Origin of the sequence: Faecalicatena sp. Marseille-Q4148 (assembly GCA_018228665.1) — a bacterium.
Taxonomy (GTDB): Bacteria; Bacillota; Clostridia; order Lachnospirales; family Lachnospiraceae; genus UBA9414.
In genome coordinates this window covers 2917353-2939482 of record CP073692.1, presented here as the reverse complement: position 1 = coordinate 2939482, position 22130 = coordinate 2917353, and the positions used below count along the sequence as shown (strand labels likewise).

The 22130-nt window shown below is 49.1% G+C and carries 25 protein-coding genes; 24 read left to right on the top strand and 1 reads right to left on the bottom strand.

Annotation, left to right across the window (positions count from 1 at the left end):
* Positions 1 to 56: 56 nt before the first annotated feature.
* Positions 57 to 371 carry a helix-turn-helix transcriptional regulator gene (locus KFE17_14230; protein QUO33733.1) on the bottom strand — a complete coding sequence of 105 codons (315 nt, stop codon included), beginning with the start codon at positions 369 to 371 and terminating at the stop codon, positions 57 to 59.
* A gap of 147 nt (positions 372 to 518) precedes the next feature.
* Between KFE17_14230 and KFE17_14225 the strand changes: the two genes are divergently transcribed.
* The 24 genes from KFE17_14225 to KFE17_14110 all read left to right on the top strand — a co-directional run bounded on the left by KFE17_14225 (position 519) and on the right by KFE17_14110 (position 22084).
* The gene (locus KFE17_14225) at positions 519 to 1010 is read left to right on the top strand and encodes a DUF1273 family protein (protein ID QUO31948.1); all 492 of its coding nucleotides are present in this window, start codon (positions 519 to 521) and stop codon (positions 1008 to 1010) included.
* 75 nt (positions 1011 to 1085) lie between these two features.
* Positions 1086 to 1220 carry a DUF3789 domain-containing protein gene (locus KFE17_14220; GenBank protein ID QUO31947.1) on the top strand — a complete coding sequence of 45 codons (135 nt, stop codon included), beginning with the start codon at positions 1086 to 1088 and terminating at the stop codon, positions 1218 to 1220.
* Positions 1217 to 2242, top strand: coding sequence for a hypothetical protein (locus KFE17_14215; GenBank protein QUO31946.1), 1026 nt, complete (start codon positions 1217 to 1219; stop codon positions 2240 to 2242). The genes KFE17_14220 and KFE17_14215 overlap by 4 nt, the downstream gene beginning before the upstream one ends.
* A gap of 51 nt (positions 2243 to 2293) precedes the next feature.
* Positions 2294 to 4402: a DNA topoisomerase 3 gene (locus KFE17_14210; protein ID QUO31945.1), complete on the top strand. Its 2109-nt coding sequence runs from the start codon at positions 2294 to 2296 to the stop codon at positions 4400 to 4402.
* On the top strand, positions 4399 to 4776 hold the full coding sequence (locus KFE17_14205) for a cysteine-rich VLP protein (GenBank protein ID QUO31944.1): 378 nt from the start codon (positions 4399 to 4401) through the stop codon (positions 4774 to 4776). Before KFE17_14210 ends, KFE17_14205 begins: the two co-directional genes overlap by 4 nt.
* A gap of 158 nt (positions 4777 to 4934) precedes the next feature.
* Entirely contained in the window at positions 4935 to 5459 is a 525-nt protein-coding gene (locus KFE17_14200; GenBank protein ID QUO31943.1) for a hypothetical protein, read from the top strand.
* 11 nt (positions 5460 to 5470) lie between these two features.
* Positions 5471 to 6103 (top strand): hypothetical protein, encoded by a 633-nt coding sequence (locus tag KFE17_14195; GenBank protein QUO31942.1) that lies wholly within the window; start codon positions 5471 to 5473, stop codon positions 6101 to 6103.
* 12 nt (positions 6104 to 6115) lie between these two features.
* On the top strand, positions 6116 to 7048 hold the full coding sequence (locus KFE17_14190; GenBank protein ID QUO31941.1) for a DUF4316 domain-containing protein: 933 nt from the start codon (positions 6116 to 6118) through the stop codon (positions 7046 to 7048).
* A 2-nt stretch (positions 7049 to 7050) separates the two neighbouring features.
* Complete coding sequence (locus tag KFE17_14185) at positions 7051 to 7749, top strand: hypothetical protein (GenBank protein QUO31940.1); 699 nt, start codon at positions 7051 to 7053, stop codon at positions 7747 to 7749.
* A complete protein-coding gene (mobC, locus tag KFE17_14180) occupies positions 7746 to 8090 on the top strand; it encodes a plasmid mobilization relaxosome protein MobC (protein QUO31939.1) in 345 nt (114 codons plus the stop codon). Before KFE17_14185 ends, mobC begins: the two co-directional genes overlap by 4 nt.
* Positions 8091 to 8181: 91 nt before the next feature.
* Complete coding sequence (locus KFE17_14175) at positions 8182 to 8472, top strand: hypothetical protein (protein QUO31938.1); 291 nt, start codon at positions 8182 to 8184, stop codon at positions 8470 to 8472.
* 91 nt (positions 8473 to 8563) lie between these two features.
* The gene (locus KFE17_14170; GenBank protein ID QUO31937.1) at positions 8564 to 9073 is read left to right on the top strand and encodes a DUF3849 domain-containing protein; all 510 of its coding nucleotides are present in this window, start codon (positions 8564 to 8566) and stop codon (positions 9071 to 9073) included.
* Positions 9074 to 9214: 141 nt separating this feature from the next.
* Positions 9215 to 9979, top strand: a complete 765-nt coding sequence (locus KFE17_14165) for a transcriptional regulator (protein QUO31936.1) — start codon at positions 9215 to 9217, stop codon at positions 9977 to 9979.
* A complete protein-coding gene (locus tag KFE17_14160; protein QUO31935.1) occupies positions 9966 to 10922 on the top strand; it encodes a nucleotidyl transferase AbiEii/AbiGii toxin family protein in 957 nt (318 codons plus the stop codon). Before KFE17_14165 ends, KFE17_14160 begins: the two co-directional genes overlap by 14 nt.
* 84 nt (positions 10923 to 11006) lie before the next feature.
* Positions 11007 to 12416, top strand: a complete 1410-nt coding sequence (locus KFE17_14155; protein ID QUO33732.1) for a relaxase/mobilization nuclease domain-containing protein — start codon at positions 11007 to 11009, stop codon at positions 12414 to 12416.
* Positions 12417 to 12715: 299 nt separating this feature from the next.
* Positions 12716 to 13681, top strand: coding sequence for a helix-turn-helix transcriptional regulator (locus KFE17_14150; protein ID QUO31934.1), 966 nt, complete (start codon positions 12716 to 12718; stop codon positions 13679 to 13681).
* A gap of 146 nt (positions 13682 to 13827) precedes the next feature.
* Positions 13828 to 14427 carry an MptD family putative ECF transporter S component gene (locus tag KFE17_14145; GenBank protein ID QUO31933.1) on the top strand — a complete coding sequence of 200 codons (600 nt, stop codon included), beginning with the start codon at positions 13828 to 13830 and terminating at the stop codon, positions 14425 to 14427.
* Complete coding sequence (locus KFE17_14140) at positions 14427 to 15179, top strand: energy-coupling factor transporter transmembrane protein EcfT (protein QUO31932.1); 753 nt, start codon at positions 14427 to 14429, stop codon at positions 15177 to 15179. The genes KFE17_14145 and KFE17_14140 overlap by 1 nt, the downstream gene beginning before the upstream one ends.
* On the top strand, positions 15176 to 16642 hold the full coding sequence (locus KFE17_14135) for an energy-coupling factor ABC transporter ATP-binding protein (protein ID QUO31931.1): 1467 nt from the start codon (positions 15176 to 15178) through the stop codon (positions 16640 to 16642). The genes KFE17_14140 and KFE17_14135 overlap by 4 nt, the downstream gene beginning before the upstream one ends.
* A gap of 126 nt (positions 16643 to 16768) precedes the next feature.
* Positions 16769 to 18553, top strand: a complete 1785-nt coding sequence (locus KFE17_14130; protein ID QUO31930.1) for an ABC transporter ATP-binding protein — start codon at positions 16769 to 16771, stop codon at positions 18551 to 18553.
* Positions 18554 to 20302, top strand: coding sequence for an ABC transporter ATP-binding protein (locus tag KFE17_14125; GenBank protein ID QUO31929.1), 1749 nt, complete (start codon positions 18554 to 18556; stop codon positions 20300 to 20302).
* Positions 20303 to 20313: 11 nt separating this feature from the next.
* Positions 20314 to 20697, top strand: a complete 384-nt coding sequence (locus KFE17_14120; GenBank protein ID QUO31928.1) for a metal-dependent transcriptional regulator — start codon at positions 20314 to 20316, stop codon at positions 20695 to 20697.
* A gap of 80 nt (positions 20698 to 20777) precedes the next feature.
* Entirely contained in the window at positions 20778 to 21200 is a 423-nt protein-coding gene (locus KFE17_14115) for a winged helix-turn-helix transcriptional regulator (protein QUO31927.1), read from the top strand.
* 461 nt (positions 21201 to 21661) lie between these two features.
* A complete protein-coding gene (locus KFE17_14110) occupies positions 21662 to 22084 on the top strand; it encodes a sigma-70 family RNA polymerase sigma factor (protein ID QUO31926.1) in 423 nt (140 codons plus the stop codon).
* Positions 22085 to 22130 lie beyond the last annotated feature (46 nt).

Here is a 22130-nt window from a genome sequence, read left to right as displayed (position 1 = left end):
ATTATCAGGACATTACCGGATACAATATTAAGAAAAGCGGCCAACTGCTGGCCGCTCTACCGTTTGCTATTGAGTTCTTTCATAATGCCGAGAATATATTCCATTGATTTTGAGTCCAGTTTTTTGGCCTCAGTCATAAATTCCTGTAGTGTCTGCGGGCAGGCATTTCCTTCATCAAAGAATTCCTGGGGTGTTACGCCGAGATATTCGCAGATGTAGAAAAAGGACTGCATGGCGGGAAGTGACTTCTTATTCTCAATGTTATTGATGTAATTGTTCGCCTGACCCAGCGACAAAGACATGTCACGGGCAGATACTCCCTTTAGCGCCCTTAGCTTTGCCAGCCGTTCCGGGACAAAATCTTCATACATCATAGTCACCTCCTTCTGCATAATAGATTGTACCTTACAGGAGGTAAATATTCGGTAGATGAAAAAGGGTATTTGCGTTGACTTGCTAAAATAAACCTACTACACTATAGCAAGGCGGTAGTTTTAATCTATTATCGGAGGTGCCAGATGAAAAAGAAAACATGCTGTGTCACGGGACACAGGGATTTACCGCAGAATCAGATCAACTATGTAAAGGCTGCCCTGCTGCGTGAAATTGAAAAATCGGTTGCGGACGGCTTTACCTGCTTCATGAGTGGGGTCGCGGAGGGCGTGGATCAGTATTTTGTGGAAATAGTTATGGAAAAGCAGAAAGATGATCCTTCATTGGAATTGATTGCCGTAATCCCATATCAGAAACGGCTGGACAGTCTCAGGGCAAAGAGGCGGACCTATGAAATGCTGGAGGCTTGCCGTGATGTGGTTGTGATACAGGAGGAATACCAGCCCAGCGTCTATTCCCACCGCAACCGCTATATGGTGGAACACTCTGACCGGGTAATCGCGGTGTATGACGGGCGGGAAAAAGGCGGAACCGTAAGGACGATCCGCTTCGCACATCAAATGAAAAAAGAACTGCGGGAAATACCCGTGGGAGAAATCTATTTCCCGAAAAAGTAAAACAGAATAAGACAACTTGGCACAGCGCTCACTTGGACAGTGGGCGTTTTCTTTTGCCCGAAAGGAGGCATTTTTATGTGGAGTATCATAACACACCTTATCGCATTTACAGCCGGTACGGTAGCCGGCGTTGTGCTGCTCTGTCTGATGCAGGCAGGAAAAATGGCGGATGAAGGTTACGAAAATATGGAACGGAGGAATAATAGATGAATACTGAAATTGCGGAATATATCAAAAACCATATCCGGGAGTATTTACCGCCGGAGTATCAGGAGGCTCATATCACTCTGGAAGAAGTGACAAAAGGAAATGACCGGAGGCTTACCGGCCTTATGATCCGAAACGACGGAGAAATTACTGTCCCGACAATCTATTTGGAACCCTATGCCAAGCAGCTTGCGCAGGGGCGGCCAATGGATGAAATCATACGGGAAATCGTACAGATCAGGACGGAACAAGATACCAGGGTTCCCTTTGAAGTATCGGACTTAATGGATTACAGACAAGTAAAGCCCATGCTTGCTATCCGTCTATGCGATCCTGAACAAAACCGGGAGTATTTGAAAGATAAACCGTTTACCCCGTGCGGAGAGTTGGCTGCGGTCTACCGGATTCAGGTCATGGAGAGCAAAGAGGGTGTTGCCTCTGCTGTTGTTACAGATCGTATGATGGAATTGTGGGGTGTTACTAAAGAGCAGCTTCATCAGGATGCAGTTGCGGCAGAAACAGAAAGAAGCCCGGTCTGTTTTTACAGTATGGAAGATATGATGGACGAAATCATGTTCTCGTCAAAACCTGAAAATCTGTTTGAGTGCACAGAACCGTTGGATGCAGCTACTATGCCAATGTATGTTCTGACAAATGCCAGCAAAGTAAACGGTTCCGGGATTCTTGCGCGGGACGGGGTTCTGGATAAAATCGGTGAGCTGCTTGGAAAGAATTTCTATGTTCTCCCCTCGTCTATACATGAGGTGCTGATCGTACCGGATAATGGCGATATGCAGGCAAAGGAACTGGAAAGCATGGTTAAGGAAGTTAATGCGACCCAGGTGGCTCCGGCTGACCTTCTTTCCGATAAGGTACAGTATTATGACCGGGCGGCAAAAACTCTTGGCCGGAAACAGGAAAAGGGGCTCCTGGAACGGCTGGCAGAAAATAAGGCGCAGGTAAAAGAACAGGCAGAAAAAGCACCAAAGGAAAAAACAGCGGCAAAACAGGAACCGAGTTTATAAGGGCAGCTATGCGGCTGCCTTTTCTATATTCAAAGAAATGGAGGATGACAAGTGAAATTAGTGATTGCAGAAAAGCCCTCTGTCGCTATGGCTTTGGCGGCGGTATTGGGCGCAGATGAGAAAAAGGACGGCTATCTGGAAGGCGGCGGCTACCTGGTGAGCTGGTGCGTCGGCCACCTTCTGGAGCTGGCACAGCCTGAAGCCTACGGGGAACAGTATGCCAGATGGCGCTATGGCGATCTGCCGATCCTGCCGGACGAATGGAAATATGAGGTGCCGAAGGACAAGAAGAAACAGCTTGACCTCCTGTGCCGGCTGATGAAGGACAAACGGGTGGATTCCGTGGTGTGCGCCACTGACGCCGGACGCGAGGGTGAGCTGATCTTCCGTCTGGTCTATGAGTATGCCGGGTGCAGGAAACCGATGGAACGCCTCTGGATTTCCAGTATGGAGGACGCGGCGATCCGGGACGGTTTTGAACACCTGCGCCCCGGTAAGGATTATGACCGTCTCTATGAGGCCGCGGTTTGCCGGGCCGGTGCGGACTGGCTGGTTGGGATCAATGCGACCAGGCTGTTTTCTGTCTTGTACGGCGTCACCCTGAATGTCGGGCGCGTCATGTCCCCAACGCTGGCGCTTTTGGTGCAGCGTGAGGCAGAGATTCAGGCATTTACCAGCAGGCCCTTCTATGTCCCAGAGATCACTTGCGGCGGTCTTACTGCTTCCGGTGATAAGCTGGCGGAAAAACAGGCAGCAGAGACAATCCGCAGGGAATGTGACGGGCAGACGGCTTCTGTCCTTTCAGTGGAAAAGCAGGTAAAGACCGTACAGCCTCCCCGCCTCTATGATCTGACGACCTTGCAGCGGGAATGTAACCGTATCTACGGCTACACCGCCCAGCAGACCCTTGACTACCTGCAATCCCTCTATGAGAAAAAGCTGGCGACCTATCCCCGTACCGACAGCCAGTATTTGACCGAGGATATGCAGGCAACCGCCGCCTCCCTGATCCTGTGGCTGCGGGACAACATGCCTTTCGGGAAAGGATGCCTGGAAGAACCGGATATTGACCGGGTAACGGATGGCAGTAAAGTCACCGACCACCATGCCATTATTCCCACCGTGGAGATCGCCCGGACGGACCTGTCTGCTCTCCCTTCCGGGGAACGGGATGTTTTGGCGCTGATCGCCATGAGGCTCCTTTGCGCCACCGGCCAGACGCACCGCTTTGAGGCGGTCACGGTGGTACTGGATTGTGCAGGCCATTCCTTCACAGCGAAAGGAAAGACCGTCTTGCAGGCAGGTTGGAAGGAAATTGAACGGCTCTACCGCATGGGGCTGAAACAGGCGGAACTGGAAAAGGAGGACCCCGCAGACGCGGCCTTGCCGGAGCTTACCCAGGGCCAGACCTTTGAACCGGTGGCAGCAGGCGTCCGGGAAGGCAAGACCTCCCCGCCAAAGCACTATACGGAGGATTCCCTGTTGGCAGCTATGGAAACGGCAGGCGCGGCAGACGCACCGGAGGATGCAGAGCGCAAGGGTTTAGGCACCCCGGCTACCCGTGCGGCTACACTGGAAAAGCTGGTAACAACCGGCTTTGTGCAGAGAAAGAAAAAACAGCTCATTCCCACGGAAAAGGGAACCAACCTGATTACGGTCCTGCCGGATAATATTAAATCCCCGCTGCTTACCGCGGAATGGGAATCCAGACTAAAACAGGTGGAGCGCGGCGAGATCAGTGCGGAGGCTTTCATGGAAGGGATCGCCGATATGAACAGGGGGCTTGTCAAAGAACATACCGCACCGGAGGAACGGTTTGCCGGCCTGTTCCCTTACGCAAAAGGAACCCGGCGCGAGGCTGTCGGCACCTGTCCCCGCTGCGGCGGCACTGTGTATGAGGGCAAAAAGGGATTTTTCTGTGAAAAGCGAGACTGCTCCTTTGCCCTCTGGAAAGATAACAAATTCTTTACAGGTAAGAAGAAAACCCTGACAAAAACCGTTGCGGCGGCCCTTCTGAAAGAGGGCCGCGTTTCTATGTCCGGGCTTTACAGTGAAAAAACGGGCCGGACCTATGACGCGGTTGTGGTGCTGGATGATACGGGCGGCAAGTATGTGAATTTCAAGCTGGAATTTCCGGCGAGGAAAGGTGGGCGCAAATGAGCGCCCCACCGGAAAGAGAACTGACACGATCCGAGCGGGCGGCAATCCGAAGGCTGGTGACGAGTTTGTGCGCCAACTATGACTGCCAGGATAAGCTCTGCCTCCCCCTGGACTGTCCCTGCTACATGCTGAATAAATGGTGGACCGGCGCGTTCTGCCGTTATTTCCGGGCGGCGGTGCTGCCTACGGAGCCAAAGCTGGAATCTGCCCTGACCGGTGAAGATACTTCTCTCAGGCAGAAGATATGCCCGGTCTGCGGAAAGGCTTACCTTCCGGTCACAAGCCAGGCGTATTGTTCGGATTTTTGCCGTAGCTTTGCCAGACGGAAATCCGAGCGGGAACGGAAACGGCGCAGGCGGCAAAACAGAGGGTGATGTGTCCGCAACTTAGCCCAATCAGGCCAGTGTTTTCAAGGGTTTTAAGGCCCTGTTTACGGGGCGCCTATATTAGAATACTCCCGGCCTCTGAAATGGGGCTAAGTTGCGGACAAAGGGCGCATTTTAGTGCTCTATTTTTATGACAGTTTGGAGGGATGCTTATAGAAAAAATACCGATTGTGCCGGAGATCATGCGGATCGATACCAGGACGCAGGCCATTGACATGCAGCAGATCGGCAACCGGCGCTTCCTGTTCAATCCAAAGACCGGCGTGCTGGTCCTGGGCCGCCAGTATCAGGAAACAAGTCTTGTAAATGCCAGCCATGCCGTGGAGCTGGCAGATGCGGGAATCACAAAAGATTTTGACGATTTTGTGCGGGGCTGGATCGGGACCGGCAGGAACTATCCCAAAGGGGTGATCCACTTTGCCCCATGTGTAGATTCCGGAAACATTTCTCTTTTTGACCGGGCTTTTGACACGCTGGAAATGTTCAGGGAAAACGGTGCTCTGGCCGGAACGGTGGTACGGGGCTTCGGGAGCCGGTGGGAACAGCCCTTATCTGCGATCCTTACGGATTTACAGAAAGAGGAACAAAAGCCCTCCCTCCGGCAGCAGCTAAGGAAAACGCCGGAGGGCAAAGCTGTCCGGCACAGGAAAGAAAACCAACAACAACGATAGGAGGCGATTTTTTGAGTATCAACCATATTGAAACAGAGGACCTTCGCCGTATGGAGGGAAAAGGCGGCCTGATTTTGCAGGGCTGCGGCGGCGAGCTGCAGGAATGGCTTGACGGGATCAATGAAATGTTCACCGAGGCCGGTATTCTGAAAAACGGCGCGAAGTTCCAGGATATTTTTGCTTTTGAGTATAATGATTCTCCCTGTCTGCTCTATCCCTTTGAGGGTGTGGACCTGGAGATTGGGAAACTTGCCATGTGGCGTTTGCAGACCCATGAGACTTTCGGTGGCACATGGCTCTCTGATTTTGTCCCCAACCGTCTGGGCGGGTTTATCGGGGAACCGGCGCCGGAGCCGGAAAAGCCGGACTGCGCGCTGATCGGGCAGGACGGCAATATTTTTAACCTGGTGGGGATCGCTGAGCGCACTTTGCGGGAGCATGGGCTTACAGACCAGGCAAAGGAAATGAAGGACCGGGTATTTGCTTCCGGCAGCTATGGCGAGGCGCTTTGTATCATCGGCGAGTATGTGAATATCACAGATACGGAGCCGGAACAAAGGCCCTCCCTCCGGCAGCAGCTTAAAGAAACGAAAACAGCGGAACCGTCTGCCCGGCTAAAACCGGAAAAGCAGCAGGAACGATAACAGGAGGTGCCGATGGAAAAAGAAAAGACTTACGGTGTATGGGCGGTGCGCAGCGCCGCTTCAATCTTTGGGCGGGCGGAAAGCTGGTGCAAGGAGGCCGGCAGGCCCCTTGAATTTGCCTCCCAGGAGACAGCCGAGGCTTACGCGAAGGAGTGTAACAGCCGCACGACTGCCAACGTCCACTATTTTGTAAAGGAAAAGGAACCGGAACCGGGTGCTGTCCGAAAGGACGGAACACAGCCGGACAGAGCTGCCCGCGCCCATGAGGAACAGACGCCCCGAAACGCGGCGATGGAAAAACTGAATGAGATTCCCGGCAGGCAGCTTTCCAAAGATCCGGACCCTTTGGTGGAAATCCGTTCCGCGGTACACAGCAATTATGCCGGCATGGTCGCCATGCTTGCGGCAGACAACCGGGTCTATCTGGGCCGCGAGGAACACTATCACTATCAGGACGGGCTTACCTCCTATTACGATAACGGCGACGGCTCCCTATGCTTTGTCACAGACCGGGCGGATATGTATTATTTCCTCTACGGTGAGGGCTGGGCCCATTCTCAGGCGGAAATGCTGGAGCGTGGGCTTACATCGGATCAGTATGCGGAGTTTGCCCGGCTACAAAACGGCGTTCTCCGGCAGTTTGAAGCACAGCGGGAAATCCTGTTCGCCGGGCAGCCCTTCCAGCCGCCTGAAAGCTATCTGCGGAACGCGGAGCTTTACGAGGAAGGACAGACCGGCAATTATAATATGCTGGACGGCAGGCTGAACAACGAGCCCCCGGTGAAGCCGGACCTGACGGACGGCCAGACCCACGAGGAAATCCGGGAGCTTGCCCCGGAGACCTTGCCGGAAGAAAAGCCCTCTGTCCTGGACCGCCTGAAATCCGAGCGCCCGGAGCATGAGGCAAGGCAGATCACACCGCCTGTCCCGGAAAGGGGGCTTTGAGTATGGGGACCAAATTTGAAGGCGTAGACATACTGGACTTTCTGGGGCAGGTCGTAGAACTGCATACACAGCATTATAAAGAAGATTTTGACGTGGATAAAGAACTGATCCAAAAGGTGGCCTTATCAGGAGAACCGGAGGAGCGGCGCCTTCTCTGGATGTCACGGCCCTGCGGCACCTATTGTTTGAGCGAGCGGGAGGTGTATCTACAGGAAAGCAATGAAAATAAAGTGTGGATGTTCTACCATGAGCAGACGAATGACCCGATTTTAGCTTATGCCCTTACATTGGATGGTTTGCAGGATGGAAAAGTGACCGGCACCATCTACCCTCTGGATTACCCTTCCCATGTGGAGCGGGTGAAATCACTGTCCTGTCCCATTGACCGGGTAACGGTGACATTCGAGGACGGCGTACAGTTTACCTTGCCCTATCAGTCCCGGAGACGGCAGATCAATGAGCTTATGCCGGAGCACGGCACGCCAAAATCCATGCAGTACGCGCCGGAAAGCGAGCGGGAGCTGGCGGTGATCCTGCGCCGGGAACGGCTGAAACGGGATTACCATGCAAAGCCGGGCAATGTTCAGGAATACATGGAAAAATTAAAAAAGGCGTCCATGCGCGGCAGGCTCAAAGAGGCCCAGGCCGCCGTCGCTGCTCCCGGTAGAGGCGCACCCCATAAAGGCGGGCTGGACCGATGAAGGGCGGACGGGATAAGCGGTCTGTCCGTGTGGAGTTTGTTCTGACCGAGGCGGAGGCTGCTTTGATAAAAGAGCGCATGGCAGAGCTGGGGATCACCAACCTTTCCGCTTATCTCCGCAAAATGGCGGTGGACGGTTACATCATTCACCTGGATATGGGCGACATTCAGGAAATGATACGCCTCCTTCGTATCTGCTCCAACAACTTAAACCAGTACACCCGGCGTGCCAATGAAACCGGCAGCGTTTATGCTGCGGATGTGGAAGATCTGCGTACCCGGCTGGATGACCTGTGGAATGGTATGGATAAGCTGCTCCGGGGATTTGCAAACATTTCGTAAACGGAGAAAATAGCCGTTGCTTTCCGGGAACCGGCACGGTAGAATTTTGGCAGAGGGACATGATATTTTCCCGTGGAAGGAGGCTTGACCTATGCGTCTGATATTCAAACTGTTGGCGTTTCCCTTTGTCCTGGTTACGGGGCTTCTTTATCTGGTGTGCAAGTTCCTGGTGATCGCATCCGGCGCGGTGCTGGGGATTTTATCAGGCATTGTATTTCTGGCGTCGCTGGTGCTGTTCTTTACTGCCGGAGTGTGGGCCGGGCTTGCATGGCTGGTGATCGCGTTTCTGATAAGCCCCTACGGTCTGCCAATGGCGGCGGCCTGGCTGGTCGGGATGATCGGCGGCGCAAACCACGCACTCAAAGATTTTGTATTTGGATAAACTTATGGGCGGGGCATTTTCGGTGTCCCGCCCTCTTTTTCACTATTCGGGGCTGTCTCACAAGGCAGCTTTTTCTATTTGGAGGGATCACATGAAAGACACAACACAGCTATATATCTATCCGGCTTCCTATGTGCGTGAGCATGGAGAACTGGAACAATACCGTGCTTCCTATAAGGCAAATATCGCCTGTAAGGAGGCAATCGAACAGGCCATTGCCGATCACTACCGGGATAACCGCCTCGGAACGGAGGCAGTACATCAGGTTTTGGAACAATTCGGTTATGACCGGATGTTTTATGTGCTTGCGGGCACGGTCCGGCAAAAGGATTGGGATGGGCGTATTTCCCGCGATAACAAAGCCTGGGCGAAAACCATTCCGGTCTACGAGAACCCGGACGGCTTCGGCCAAGATCGGAATGTTTACTTTGTGGTGGATCGTAGCCACCCCGGACTTGTCGATCTCTTTCTTACGCAGGCCCGGCTCGATTATACAAAGGAACATGGGAAGAAAGTCTCGATCCGCGAAGGCATAAAACAGAGTACAGAGCGGACGGCAGCCGTACATGCACCAACAAAACGGAAAGAGCCGGAACGTTAATACATTTTCAAATTCGCACAAAACAGATACTTTCCCTATTGCTTCGTGCAGTTCAAAAAACGATTATTTCTAAATCCGTTCAAAACCATTGTATTTTCTCTTGCTTTGCGTTATAATGAAAACAAAAAAGGAGGCTGTGCAATGGAACGATACAAAGAGCTTGCCGCTTTGCGCTGTTTTACACATGATGATATGGTGCAGCTCGCCGGATCAGAAAGTTCCGCTGTATGGCAGATAAAGAGTTATCTGCAAAAAGGATATATCGAGCGTGTGCGCCGCAATCTATATGCGGTCATCAGCATGGAAACCGGACAGGCGATCCCGAACCGCTACCAGATAGCTTCCCGCGTGACAGACGATGCCTGTGTGTCCCACCACAGCGCCTTTGAATACTACGGATATGCGAACCAGGTTTTTTATGATGTGTACTTCACCACCCAAAAGCGCGTCCGCCCGTTCTCTTATGACGGCGTAAATTACTGTCCGATGGCCTGCCGGGGAAATACGGACATCATAAAAACAGACACCGGCATCCGCGTGACTTCTTTAGAGCGGACCGTGATAGACAGTATAGCGGATTTTGAAAAAATCGGAGGCCTGGAAGAATTGTTGCGCTGCCTTCTCCTGATTCCTTCGCTTGATTACAGCAAACTGCTTGACGCGCTGGAACTGTATGGCCGGGCGCAGCTATATCAAAAGGCCGGATTTATTCTTGAAGCATGGAAAGAGGAACTGTCTTTACCGGAACCGTTTTTTGTGGAATGTGAAAAACGGTCTTCTGCCAGTAAAACCTATCTCTTTGAAAAGCAGGGCGATTTTGTCCTTCATAACAGATGGAAACTGTTTGCTCCAAAAGATTTGAAAACGATCATAAATAAGGGGGTAACTGATTATGATGCGCTTTGACCGTATTACGCTTGGCAGGCAGGCCAAAGAACTCGGCTTTGTCCGTGACACCTTTGAGAAAGTCTGCCGCCTCGCGGATGTTCTTTCTTTTATGGAAAGCGATGGGTTGCTTGCGGACAGCCTTGCCCTGAAAGGCGGCACGGCGATCAATCTGACGATTTTTGATCTGCCCCGCCTGTCGGTTGATATAGACCTGGATTTCTCAAAGGATGTATCAAGGGAAGCTATGCTAGCGGAGCGGGAGCAGATCAATGAACACATACAAAAATACATGGCGGCTTCCGGCTATACGCTGAGTTTGAAATCAAAGCAATACCACGCGCTGGATTCCTTCGTGTACGAGTATGTGAATGCCGGAGGAATGAAAGACAACCTGAAAATTGAGATCAACTATATGCTCCGCTGCCATGTGCTGCCTGTTTCCCGCAGACCGGTTTATTTGCCATGGAACGATCAGGAGCTTACAGTATTAAACGTTGATCCTCTGGAAATCTTCTCCGCAAAGACGGTCGCCCTCTTAAACCGGGCGGCCCCGCGGGATTTATATGATATGTTCAATATGCAAAAGTATGGATTGTTTGACGAGACGCAGGAACCGCTTTTCAGAAAGTGTATCATGTTCTACGCGGCGATTGCTTCGGAAACCGTGCCGGAATACTTTGACCTCAATGGTATCGGCAGCATATCCGCACGGAAAATCAGGACGGACCTTACACCGGTGCTGCGCCGTGGAGAACGCTTTGACCTGGCCTGTGCGCAGAAACAGGTAAAGGATTATTTAGCCGCGATTCTAAAACCGGAAGATACGGAGCTGTCCTTCTGGCAGGCTTTTGCAGAGGGAAACTATCAGCCGGGCCTTTTGTTTGACGATGCTGATATTCTCTCGCGTGTTGAACATCACCCGATGGCACTATGGAAATGCGGCGGGCGGATGCCAAAGTAAAAAGATACACCGGCACTATAACGAATACATACCAAGGGCTGTCCTTCCGGGCAGCTCTTTCATTTTGGCAAGGGGGTGATCCTGATAGCAACCACAAGACTAATGCCGCTGCATGTGGGAAAAGGGCGGGATGTGTCTACGGCCATTGCGGACATCATTGACTATGTGGAGAATCCGCGGAAAACGGATTTTGGAAAATTCATTTATGGCTATGAGTGTGATACCCGAATCGCGGATGCGGAGTTCCTTCTTTCCAAGCGGCAGTATTTGAACCTGACCGGGCGGGACCGGGGCGCGGATGATGTGATCGCCTACCACCTCCGGCAAGCCTTCAAGCCCGGCGAAGTCACGCCGGAAGAAGCGAACCAGATCGGGCGGGAGCTCGCACTGAAACTGACAAAGGGCAATCATGCCTTTGTGGTGTGTACCCATGTGGATAAGCACCATGTTCATAATCACATCATCATCAATTCCACCGCCCTTGACTGCACCCGGAAATTCCGCAACTTCTGGGGCTCTACCTGGGCGATCCGGCGCATGAATGACAAGCTGTGTCTGGAGCACGGTCTGTCTATCGTGGAAAATCCAAAACCCAGCAGGGACCACTATGGCACATGGCTGGGAAATACGAAACAGCCCTCCTTCCAGGAGCAGCTACGCCGGGCAATCGACGCGGCCCTGGAAGAAAGGCCGAAAGACTTTGAGGACTTCCTGAAGAAGCTGGAGGCTGCCGGAATCGAAGTCAACCGGGAACGCAAGAACCTCCGGCTCCGGGGGCCGGGGCAGAAAAACTATACCCGGTGCAATACGCTGAAAGGCGACTATACCGAGCAGGCGATACAGGAACGGATCGAGGGCACCCGCACGGCAAAACCCCGCCGTACTTTTTCGCAAAAGCCCGTTCCAAAGGCTGGGCTGCTGGTGGATATTGAGGCAGCGGTCCGGGCCGGCAAGGGACCGGGCTATGAACGCTGGGCGAAGGTATTTAACTTAAAACAGCTCTCCCAGGCGGTGATCTACCTGAAAGAGCATGGAGATATGAGCTATGAAGATTTGCTGGAAAAAGCTGCTGCGGCTACCATCAGCTTTAATGCACTGTCGGCAAAGATCAAGGAACTGGAATCGCAGATGACCGCCAATGGAGAATTGCAGAAACAGATCGTGAACTATGCCAAGACGCGGGCGGTCTATGTGGAATACCGCAAGGCTGGTTATAGTAAAAAGTTCCGGGCGGAGCATGAGGCGGATATTCTATTACACCAGGCGGCGAAGAAATATTTTGACAGCATAGGAATCACAAAACTGCCCTCCGTCAAATCGCTCCGAGAGGAATACGCCGGTCTGCTGGAACAGAAACGGAAAGCCTATGCCGCCTATAAGCAGGCCCGGTCTGATATGAAGGAGCTTCACAATATCAAGGCCAATGTGGACTATCTGCTGGACATTCCTGCGTCTCAGGAGCAGCAGAAAGACAAGCAAAAATCCCGACAATAGTTTTATGTTGCTCCCAGTTTTCAGCGTTCCGAAGGAACGCGCAGCCGTCACCGCAGGTGACGATCTCAGGGGTTTGGGGATATGTCACCAACAAGCATTTTAGAGGGTTTCACGGCAACGGGAAATCCTCTAAAATACGCAATCTTACGGAAGATTGCATTGCTTGCCGGTAGTATCGTGAATTACTGATAACCAGTTTTGTTCTCTAATCTTTGCATATTCCACAGAGATAAATTGACTTTTCAAGGCAAGTGGTGTAGACTGTGATTAGCTAAAACTAACCAAAAGGAGGGCGCACAATGACAAATCAATACATGACAAAGCTGTACCATGATCTGCTCTCCAACTCTCCGCAGACAGTGACAATAGATATTCCGGCTGATATGGGAACAGGTCAGATTTCACAGGTTGTTACAAAGCAAGGAGCTGTTGTATCAGACTGGAAAATGAATTATTTTTCAGATATGAATGTGCAGGGTGTAAGCTGCGAAGATTATATTCAACTTTTATTTTGCTTTAATGATGGCGTATCGTGGAATATTGCAGATGCACGTCAATGTGTCAGCATACAGAAAGGCGAATCCTGTATTTATCGAGGACATGGTAAGATGGAATATCTGTGTTATTCCGGAAAGACAAACTTTCTTTTCAAAAATATAAAAATTCCCATGCCCTATTTTCATAAAATTTTGAGTGACTACTTTGAAGATAGTGAGATAGATGCTTATGAGAAAAAATTATTGACTGGCATTTCAAAAGTGAGTATCACCCCGTATATGGAACATATTTTTGCGGAGTTAAAAGATTTTACGCAATACCGGGGCGGTTTAGGGTATTTATTTCTGGAAAGCAAGGTCTTTGAATTGCTGTCCGTGTATTTGAGTGAAGTATTGGAACTCAGTATTCTTTCATCGAGTTATATCAGCATTTCTAAAAGTGACAGGGACTCAATTACCGAGGCAAAGCGGATTATCGACAGCCAGCTTGCTTTTGCACCGAGTTGTGAGAAACTGGCGAAAAAGGTCAATATCAGTGTTTCCAAGCTGACAAAGGGATTTAATTCTTTATTTGGGACATCGGTTCACGCATACATCATAGATCAAAGACTGGAAAAAGCGGCAGGGCTGCTTTTGGAAAGCGACTTGAATGTAAGCCAGATCGCAACGCTGGTTGGATATTCAAAACCAAGCAATTTTGCGGCTGCGTTCAAAAAGAAATATGGAGTAATACCTAAGAACTATAAAGATGAAAATACGATTGGCTAAACCTAAAAAAATACCGTTTTTGGGTAGAATGAAATCGGGTTTGGGTTGGATTCATTGTCGGTAACAGTTACAATATGTGGTGTGGTTAGATTATGCTAACTACGCCACATTTTATTTTTCCGTACAAGGATAGGAGGATATTGTTTATGGATGCAAAGAAAAAAAGTGCTTCCCGACTTGAGGGAAAGGACTTAATCACGATTGGCATTTACACGGTTATCTATGTTGTTATTGTCATGCTGGTGGCGATGCTTGGCTTCATCCCCATTTTTATTCCGCTGATGGCGGTGCTGTGCCCTTTGATTGGTGGCATCCCCTATATGCTGTATGTTACAAAGGCTAAAAAATTCGGGATGACCGCAATCATGGGTTTCCTGATCGGCCTGGTCATGGTGTTCTTTGGTAACGGCTATCTTACGATGGTAACAGGGCTGGTTGGCGGTCTGATTGCTGATGTAATTTTGAAAAACGGCGGATATAAAAGCGCAAAGAGCAGCGTTCTATCCTGCGGCGTGTTCAGCATTTGGGTGTTTGGCAACTTTGCTCCCATTTTCCTGAACCGCGAAAGCTATATGGTTATGCTGACTGAAGGCTATGGTGCGGAATATGCTGCTACGCTTAATAGCTATATGCCGATGTGGATTGCTCCTGTTCTGCTGGTTGCCTGCTTTGTGTTCGGACTTGTCGGCGGTCTGCTTGGCAAAGCAATTTGTAAAAAGCACTTCCAGCGTGCAGGTATTGCGTAATGGCGCGGGAAATTCTGCTCAGCAAAAAAACAGAACAAGGGTTGCGGCTTGATCCGCGTACAAAGCTGTTGCTCATCTTCATCATAAGTATTTTTGTCATGGGAGGAACAGGCGGAGAGGCTATGGGGCTGATCCGCCTTGTTCTTTGTGCGGTTCCGGCACTGTTGTTGCTTACTTCAAAACAATTTGTAAAAGCCGTAAGCTATATTGCTGTGTTCTCTGTTTTTTACGCTGTTCAAGTTTATGTTTTACCACACCTTACAGGAATATTGAATTTTCTCGTGCTGTTTACAACAGGATTTTTCTGCCGTATCCTTCCCAGCGTTGCAATCGCTGCGTATGCAGTCAAAACAACAACGGTTAGTGAATTGATTTCGGGCATGGAAAGAATCCACATGCCTAAAGAAGTGACAATCCCCTTAACTGTCATGTTCCGCTTTTTTCCAACTGTCTTTCAAGAGTCGGAAGCAATCAGTGATGCCATGAAAATGCGGGGGATTAAACTCGGTGGGAAAAAATCTTCAAAAATACTGGAGTATAAGTTGATTCCAATGATTACCTGTTCCGTGAAAATTGGGGAGGAACTTTCCGCTTCTGCGATTACCCGTGGCCTTGGCGCTCCCGTTAAACGGACAAATATTTGTCAGCTTAAATTCAATTTCGCTGATGTGGTGCTGATTTTGTTCTGCTGCTTTGTAGTATTTTGGGCGATTGCTTCCCCGATAATTTCCGCAGGAGGGATTTTGCCATGATAGATTTTCAAAATGTTTCTTTTTCTTATGGTGAAGAATCCAGCGGCGGAGGGATTAGAAATGTCAATCTCACCATAAACACAGGGGAATTTGTTTTACTCACGGGAGAATCCGGCTGTGGGAAAACAACGATTACCCGTTTGGTAAACGGGCTGGTGCCTCATTATTACGAGGGCAATTTAGAGGGTGATGTCCTTCTGGACGGAAAAAGCGTATCAGATACGCCGCTTTATGACTTGGCTGCTATGGTGGGATCTGTATTCCAGAATCCCAAAAGTCAGTTTTTCAACGTGGATACGGATAGTGAATTAGCCTTTGCCTGTGAAAATTTAGGCTATCCCCAGGAAGATATCCTGAAAAGGATTGACCGTACAGTTTCCGATTATCATATTGAAGATTTGATGGGGCGAAGCGTGTTTGCTCTGTCCGGGGGCGAAAAGCAAAAAATAGCCTGTGCTTCATCAAGTGTATTGCTACCGGGAATTATGGTCCTTGACGAACCATCTTCTAATCTGGATATGGCTGCTATTGATGACCTGCGGCAGGTCTTGAGCCTCTGGAAAAAGCAGGGCAAAACAATTCTGATTGCAGAACACCGCCTTTACTACCTTCACGATCTTGCAGATCGTGTGCTGTATGTAAAAGATGGGGAGATTGAACGGGAATACACGCCTGCTGAATTTGACAGTTTATCGGATAGCACTCGAAAAGAAATGGGGCTGCGGCCGTTTTCTCTCTCGAAGTTGAAACCCGCGAATCAGTATCAGGCGCATACAGCTAAACTGATGGAATTTCAAAATTTCTGCTTTGCGTATAAAAAGCGGGAACCGGAAAGCCTCCATATTCCGAGTGCTGAACTGCCTGTTGGAGAAACGATTGCCATTATCGGCCTGAATGGCGCTGGAAAATCTACTTTGGCCCGCTGTATTTGCGGACTGGAAAAGAAGTGTGGCCTTTTGCAGGTTGACGGGAAAACCCTTGATTGGAAAGCCCGGCTCAAACATTGCTACATGGTAATGCAGGATACCAGCCATCAGCTATTTACCGAAAGCGTGATGGATGAAGTGCTTCTGAGCATGGACAACGAGGATGAAACTGTTGCAGATGAAATCCTTAAACAGTTTGATCTGCTGGAATATAAAGACAGGCACCCGCTTTCTCTTTCCGGCGGGCAAAAACAGCGGGTAGCGATCGCATCTGCCATTGTGAGTAACCGGGAGATCATTGTGTTTGACGAACCAACCAGCGGGCTTGATCTCAAACATATGTGGGAAGTTGCGCGGAGTTTGAAGTCACTCGCGGATCAGGGCAAAACGCTTCTTGTTATTACGCATGATCCGGAGTTGGTGATGGCGGGATGTTCGTATGTAGTCCATATGGAAAAAGGGCAAATAAAAGAAAGCTATCCATTGGACGAATCCGGCAGTAAAAAGGTTTTGGATTTTTTCCGAATCCGCCAGTGAATTTTAGAAATTATGAATGTCAGGGCCGCCTTGACTGGACAGAAAGATAATGATAAGAGGCCGCTTTACTTTGGCGGCCTCTTGTTTTTGAAGCACAGACAGTACGGCTCAATATAAGGAGGGCTTATGTTCAAAAAAATCTTTGAGTACGCAGGGCCATATAAGAAAAATATGTATGTGGCCACGGTTGTCGTACTGGTCAGCGTTCTTATGGGCGTCCTGCCTTTTGTGCTGGCCTATCAGGTCATTTCGCCATTGGTTATGGGCGATTCTGTTGAGACAGAATTTGTTTTATTGCGTGTTATAGGGGTTTTGATCTGTCTTGTTTTGCAGGCGGTTTTATATGGATGGGGATTATCAATTTCTCATAAAGCAGCATATAACACATTGTTCCGGCTGCGGGTATCTCTGCAAGAGAAGTTTGAGAAACTTCCCCTTGGCATTGTGGAGGAAAAAGGGACAGGGACAATCAAAAAGCTGTTTGTCGATGATGTGGACAGCTTGGAATTGCTCCTTGCTCATTCAGTCCCGGAGGGTATCGCAAATTTGCTGATCCCGCTGGTGATTTATGTTGCTATGTTTTGTGCGGACTGGAAACTGGCTCTTATGTCTTTGGCCTCTATCCCGATCAGCCTGCTCTCCATGGTCATTATGTACTCTGTTGGAATGAAGCGCATGGGTCCCTACTATCAGTCTGCACAGAAAATGAACAACACGATCATTGAGTACATCAATGGTATGGAGGTTGTCAAGGTTTTCAACCGGGAGAGTGAATCTTACGAGAACTTCCGCAAGGATGTAACGGACTATCGGGATTATACCTTGGCATGGTATAAGGCCGCCTGGCCCTGGATGGCGATATACGGAAGTCTGCTGCCCTGCACTGTTATTCTGACTTTGCCTCTTGGGGCATGGTTTGTTCTCTGTGGCATAAGCACTTTACCTGATTTGATTTTAGTCCTCTGCCTTTCCCTCAGCATTGGGATTCCTCTCCTGAAAGCACTGGGCTTTATGGAGACGATTCCGAATCTGAATTATAAGATCACGGCACTTGAACAGATGTTAAATGCGGCACCGCTGCAAGCTGCTGAGGATGATTTCCACGGACAGGATTTTAACATTTCTTACGATCATGTTTCCTTTGCGTATCAAACGACACAGCCTGGCCCAGATGGGAAACCGATAATAGCGGAAAACGAAGTCCTCCACGATATTACCCTTGTGGCAAAAGCAGGACAAAAAACTGCCCTGGTTGGTGAATCCGGTTCTGGCAAGAGCACCCTTGCAAAACTGTTGATCCACTACTATGACCCGCAGAAAGGGAGCATTTCCATTGGCGGGCAGAAACTTTGTGATATGAGCCTGGAGGCATTGAACAGCCGCATTTCCTATGTGGCTCAGGATCAGTACCTGTTTAACACCTCCCTGCTGGAAAATATCCGTCTTGGACGTTTGGATGCTACCGATGAGGAAGTAATGGAGGCGGCGAAGAAAGCCCAGTGTATGGAGTTTCTGGAAAAGCTGCCGCAAGGTATTCACTCCATGGCGGGCGATGCGGGGAAAATGCTTTCCGGGGGGCAGCGCCAGCGAATTTCCCTGGCGCGAGCAATATTGAAGGATGCCCCGATTGTAGTGCTTGACGAGGCCACGGCCTATGCTGATCCAGAAAATGAGGAAAAAATGGAGGCTGCTATTGCGGAGCTGGTGAAGGGAAAAACCTTGGTAGTTATCGCTCACAAACTTCCCGCTATAATGAACGCAGATCAAATATGCGTTATGGATCACGGAAAGATGGTGGCAACCGGAAAACATCAGGAGCTGATTCAAGCTTGCCCAGAATACCAAAAGTTGTGGAAAGCGGCTCAGGACAGCGCCGAGTGGAAAGTATCTACTGCAAAGGAGGGAAGATAAATGTTTGCATTGATTTCAAGAATCCTGAACCTCTCCGGGAGGTATAAAAGCCGTATTCAGGCTGCATTTCTATGTGCATTTGTCGAGTCCATTCTCTCCAAAATGCCGATCTTCATGGCGTTTATTGTCTTTGCCGGGTTTGCTGATAATACGCTGACTGGAAAGACCTGTCTGTTTGTCGGACTTGGATTATTAGCTGTTGTAGTGGTTCAGACAGTGGTTCACTATTTGAGCGACCGTCTGCAAAGTGCCGCTGGATTTATGATCTTTGCTGATAAACGGATGGAGTTGGGAAATCATTTAAGAAAAATGCCGATGGGTTACTTTACATCGGGGAATATTGGCAAAATCAGCTCTGTTCTCAGTACGGATATGGTTTTCATTGAGGAAGTTTCTATGAGTACCATTGGCAACATGATGAGCTATATGCTGTCTACTTTGGTTTTAGCTGTTTTTATGTTCGTACTGGATTGGAGACTTGGGCTGATTGCGGTAATCATTACCTTGCTGGCATCGCTGGTTGCAAAATATATGAATAAGGTTTCCTTCAAGGAGGCTGTCGGGCGTCAAAACCAAAGCGAGAATTTGACGGATGCGGTCTTGTCTTTTGCTGAAGGAATTGGGGTTATCAAAAGTTACAATCTGCTCGGAGAAAAATCTGACGAATTAACGGAAAACTTCAAAAAATCAAGGGATGTCAATACGAAGTTTGAGCAGAAAATGACACCGTGGACCACTGGCTTAAACATTCTCTATGGCGTGGGTATTGCCGCTATCTTCGGTTTATCCGTTTTTTTACATCAGGAAGGCGTACTCTCCCTGGCTTATCTTTTGGGCGTGCTGCTGTTTGTCTTTGATCTCTTTGGGCCTCTGAAAGCTCTTTATGGAGAAGCAACCCGACTGACCGTGATGAATGCCGCATTAGACCGCATTGAAGCTGTTTTGGACGAGCCCGAACTTCCCGATAACGGAAATCAACATATTCTGTCACAGGCACAGCCGGATCAGCCAGAAGTACAATTTAGCGATGTGGCCTTCGCCTATCAGGACAAGGAAGTCCTGCACAACATCAGCTTCTCTATGCAGAAGAATACCATGACCGCACTTGTGGGACCGTCTGGCGGTGGCAAATCCACGATTGCGAACCTTCTGGCGCGGCTGTGGGATGTGAAATCTGGAACGGTAACGGTTCGCGGGACGGATATTCGGGATGTGCCGCTGGCTGAGTTGATGGAACAAATCAGCATGGTATTCCAGCGCGTGTACTTATTCCAAGACACAATTTATAACAATATCAGCATGGGCAAACCTGACGCCACTGAACAGGAAGTCTATGAGGCAGCTAAGAAAGCTCGGTGTTATGACTTTATCATGGCTCTGCCGGATGGATTTCAGACTGTTGTTGGCGAGGGCGGCGCTACTTTGTCCGGCGGCGAGAAACAGCGTATTTCTATTGCCCGCTGTATTCTGAAAGATGCCCCGATTGTAATTTTAGACGAAGCAACAGCCAGTGTCGATACTGATAATGAAAGTTACATTCAGGAGGCAATCAATGAGCTGGTCAAGGGTAAGACATTACTTGTAATTGCACATCGGCTGAATACCATCCGGCAGGCAGATCAGATTTTGGTAATCTCTAATGGACAGATTAGCGAACAGGGAACCCATGATGAGCTTATGGCAAAAGCCGGAATTTATCAGGAATTTGTCAATATCCGAAAAAAATCTGCTGGATGGAGCCTTACATAAGGGAGGAACGGATGAAACTTCATGCGTCAGGCGAGGACTACTTAGAGGCCATACTAATGCTGCAAAAGAAATCCGGCATGGTACGCTCTGTTGATCTTGCCCGACACATGGGCTTTAGCAAACCGAGTATCAGCCATGCAGTAGGTGTCCTGCGGGACGGTGGCTTTCTGACCGTGGATAAAGATGGTTTTCTCCATCTGACAGACATAGGCCGGGAGATTGCCGAGAAAATTTATGAACGGCACCGATTCTTTACGGAGCAGCTTGTCGCTGCCGGTGTCGATCAGGAAACGGCAGAGCAAGACGCCTGCCGGATAGAACACGCAATCAGCGAGGAATCCTTTCAGAAATTGAAAGACGCTTTAAGGAAGGAAGGTGATGACATGGGAAACTAGCGGTACTTGATTTATCGGAGAATGGCCGGCAGATTGGTGAGAAACTTTTTGTTTTGCTTGATGTTGAGCAGAAACGCGAAATGATACAGTTTGTCCTTGAAACAGAACAACAGCAGGGCTTTTCGGCCATCCCATGTACTAACCCGGATTCTTTTGGCGCACGGATAGATACGTCTCAACCTTTAACAGAAATTCGGGAAGGTGATCTGTATTTTTGTCTGGAAGAAAGAGAGGTCGCTGTCCAAGGGAAAAAGGTAGATTTGTCGGTCAGAGAGTTTAATGCCCTTTACTTATTGCTTATGAATCGAAGACGAGTAATGACCTTTGAAACCATAGCCTACCATGTATGGAGTGAGGAATATGTTGAGAACGAACTAACTGCGATTCATAACATAATGAGTCGGCTGCGGCAAAAACTCAAAATATCCCCGGACATTCCAGATTATATTATCAGTGTGCGCGGTGTTGGATATAAATTTGACACAACGCAGCAAAAGAAGTGAAATTACAACATCTTGATTAACTTCTGAGAAAAAGGTGAACGGAGGCTGATTACTATACCCTATATAATGTCCCCAAAGTAACAGATTGGGGGAAGTATAAAAGCAATACCGTTCTAATCTGTTTGTGCTCCCCCAGGTATGGGGGCAGACATGCACATTTGGAAGGTCCAATATTTCTACAGAAACCGACAACGATATAGCCGAAAATCTTTTAGTGCCGCAGCTCAAAACGCTGCGGCGCTTTTTGTATCGACATATTTTTATCCTTTTCCCCAATACTCAACAAAATATTCCTATGAGCGCGTTCCTGAAATAAAACAGGTACGCGCTTTTTTCATATCTGAAAGGCGGACAAGCCTATCTGATTTTTTTCTTGTAGGCGGAACTCCTGGCTGTCGCTCCCCGCCCTCTGATTTCGATTTTGCCTATCAACTCAAAAATTGAAATTGGAGGATAATCTAATGAAAAAGATCAATCTGCGGGATTATTACCCGTTTTATACAACTGATACCATTGTGGAAGTGCCGGACGAAGTGGCTGATTTGCTCCATGAGTATAAGCTGAATGAGGCGGCTTATATTTTGCGTACATACCGGCACAAAGCATATTTTTCGCTGGACTATGATGCCAATGTCGAGCGTGACGCTCTGGTAATTGTCCTGACACCTGCGGATATTTTGGAACGGAAAGAAGAAAATGCCAGGCTGTATCAGGCACTTGCCTCTTTGCCGGAGAAACAGCGGAATCGGATTTATGCGCACTATTTTCTTGGCATGAGCAAATCGGATATTGCAAAAGCGGAGGGCACCCATAAGAGCCGAATTACTCGCTCTATCAATGCCGGCCTGCGAAGTTTGGAAAAGTTTTTGAAAGAACTTTCCTGACAGACGGCAACTTTGCCCCCGAAAATGAAATGAATAATAGAGGGAC

Excerpts from the sequence above, each read along its gene's own strand:
- KFE17_14230 (QUO33733.1), bottom strand. The coding sequence starts at position 371 with ATGTATGAAGATTTTGTCCCGGAACGGCTGGCAAAGCTAAGGGCGCTA.
- KFE17_14225 (QUO31948.1), top strand. The coding sequence starts at position 519 with ATGAAAAAGAAAACATGCTGTGTCACGGGACACAGGGATTTACCGCAG.
- KFE17_14220 (QUO31947.1), top strand. The coding sequence starts at position 1,086 with ATGTGGAGTATCATAACACACCTTATCGCATTTACAGCCGGTACGGTA.
- KFE17_14215 (QUO31946.1), top strand. The coding sequence starts at position 1,217 with ATGAATACTGAAATTGCGGAATATATCAAAAACCATATCCGGGAGTAT.
- KFE17_14205 (QUO31944.1), top strand. The coding sequence starts at position 4,399 with ATGAGCGCCCCACCGGAAAGAGAACTGACACGATCCGAGCGGGCGGCA.
- KFE17_14200 (QUO31943.1), top strand. The coding sequence starts at position 4,935 with ATGCTTATAGAAAAAATACCGATTGTGCCGGAGATCATGCGGATCGAT.
- KFE17_14190 (QUO31941.1), top strand. The coding sequence starts at position 6,116 with ATGGAAAAAGAAAAGACTTACGGTGTATGGGCGGTGCGCAGCGCCGCT.
- KFE17_14185 (QUO31940.1), top strand. The coding sequence starts at position 7,051 with ATGGGGACCAAATTTGAAGGCGTAGACATACTGGACTTTCTGGGGCAG.
- mobC (QUO31939.1), top strand. The coding sequence starts at position 7,746 with ATGAAGGGCGGACGGGATAAGCGGTCTGTCCGTGTGGAGTTTGTTCTG.
- KFE17_14175 (QUO31938.1), top strand. The coding sequence starts at position 8,182 with ATGCGTCTGATATTCAAACTGTTGGCGTTTCCCTTTGTCCTGGTTACG.
- KFE17_14170 (QUO31937.1), top strand. The coding sequence starts at position 8,564 with ATGAAAGACACAACACAGCTATATATCTATCCGGCTTCCTATGTGCGT.
- KFE17_14165 (QUO31936.1), top strand. The coding sequence starts at position 9,215 with ATGGAACGATACAAAGAGCTTGCCGCTTTGCGCTGTTTTACACATGAT.
- KFE17_14160 (QUO31935.1), top strand. The coding sequence starts at position 9,966 with ATGATGCGCTTTGACCGTATTACGCTTGGCAGGCAGGCCAAAGAACTC.
- KFE17_14150 (QUO31934.1), top strand. The coding sequence starts at position 12,716 with ATGACAAATCAATACATGACAAAGCTGTACCATGATCTGCTCTCCAAC.
- KFE17_14145 (QUO31933.1), top strand. The coding sequence starts at position 13,828 with ATGGATGCAAAGAAAAAAAGTGCTTCCCGACTTGAGGGAAAGGACTTA.
- KFE17_14140 (QUO31932.1), top strand. The coding sequence starts at position 14,427 with ATGGCGCGGGAAATTCTGCTCAGCAAAAAAACAGAACAAGGGTTGCGG.
- KFE17_14135 (QUO31931.1), top strand. The coding sequence starts at position 15,176 with ATGATAGATTTTCAAAATGTTTCTTTTTCTTATGGTGAAGAATCCAGC.
- KFE17_14130 (QUO31930.1), top strand. The coding sequence starts at position 16,769 with ATGTTCAAAAAAATCTTTGAGTACGCAGGGCCATATAAGAAAAATATG.
- KFE17_14125 (QUO31929.1), top strand. The coding sequence starts at position 18,554 with ATGTTTGCATTGATTTCAAGAATCCTGAACCTCTCCGGGAGGTATAAA.
- KFE17_14120 (QUO31928.1), top strand. The coding sequence starts at position 20,314 with ATGAAACTTCATGCGTCAGGCGAGGACTACTTAGAGGCCATACTAATG.
- KFE17_14115 (QUO31927.1), top strand. The coding sequence starts at position 20,778 with ATGATACAGTTTGTCCTTGAAACAGAACAACAGCAGGGCTTTTCGGCC.
- KFE17_14110 (QUO31926.1), top strand. The coding sequence starts at position 21,662 with ATGAAAAAGATCAATCTGCGGGATTATTACCCGTTTTATACAACTGAT.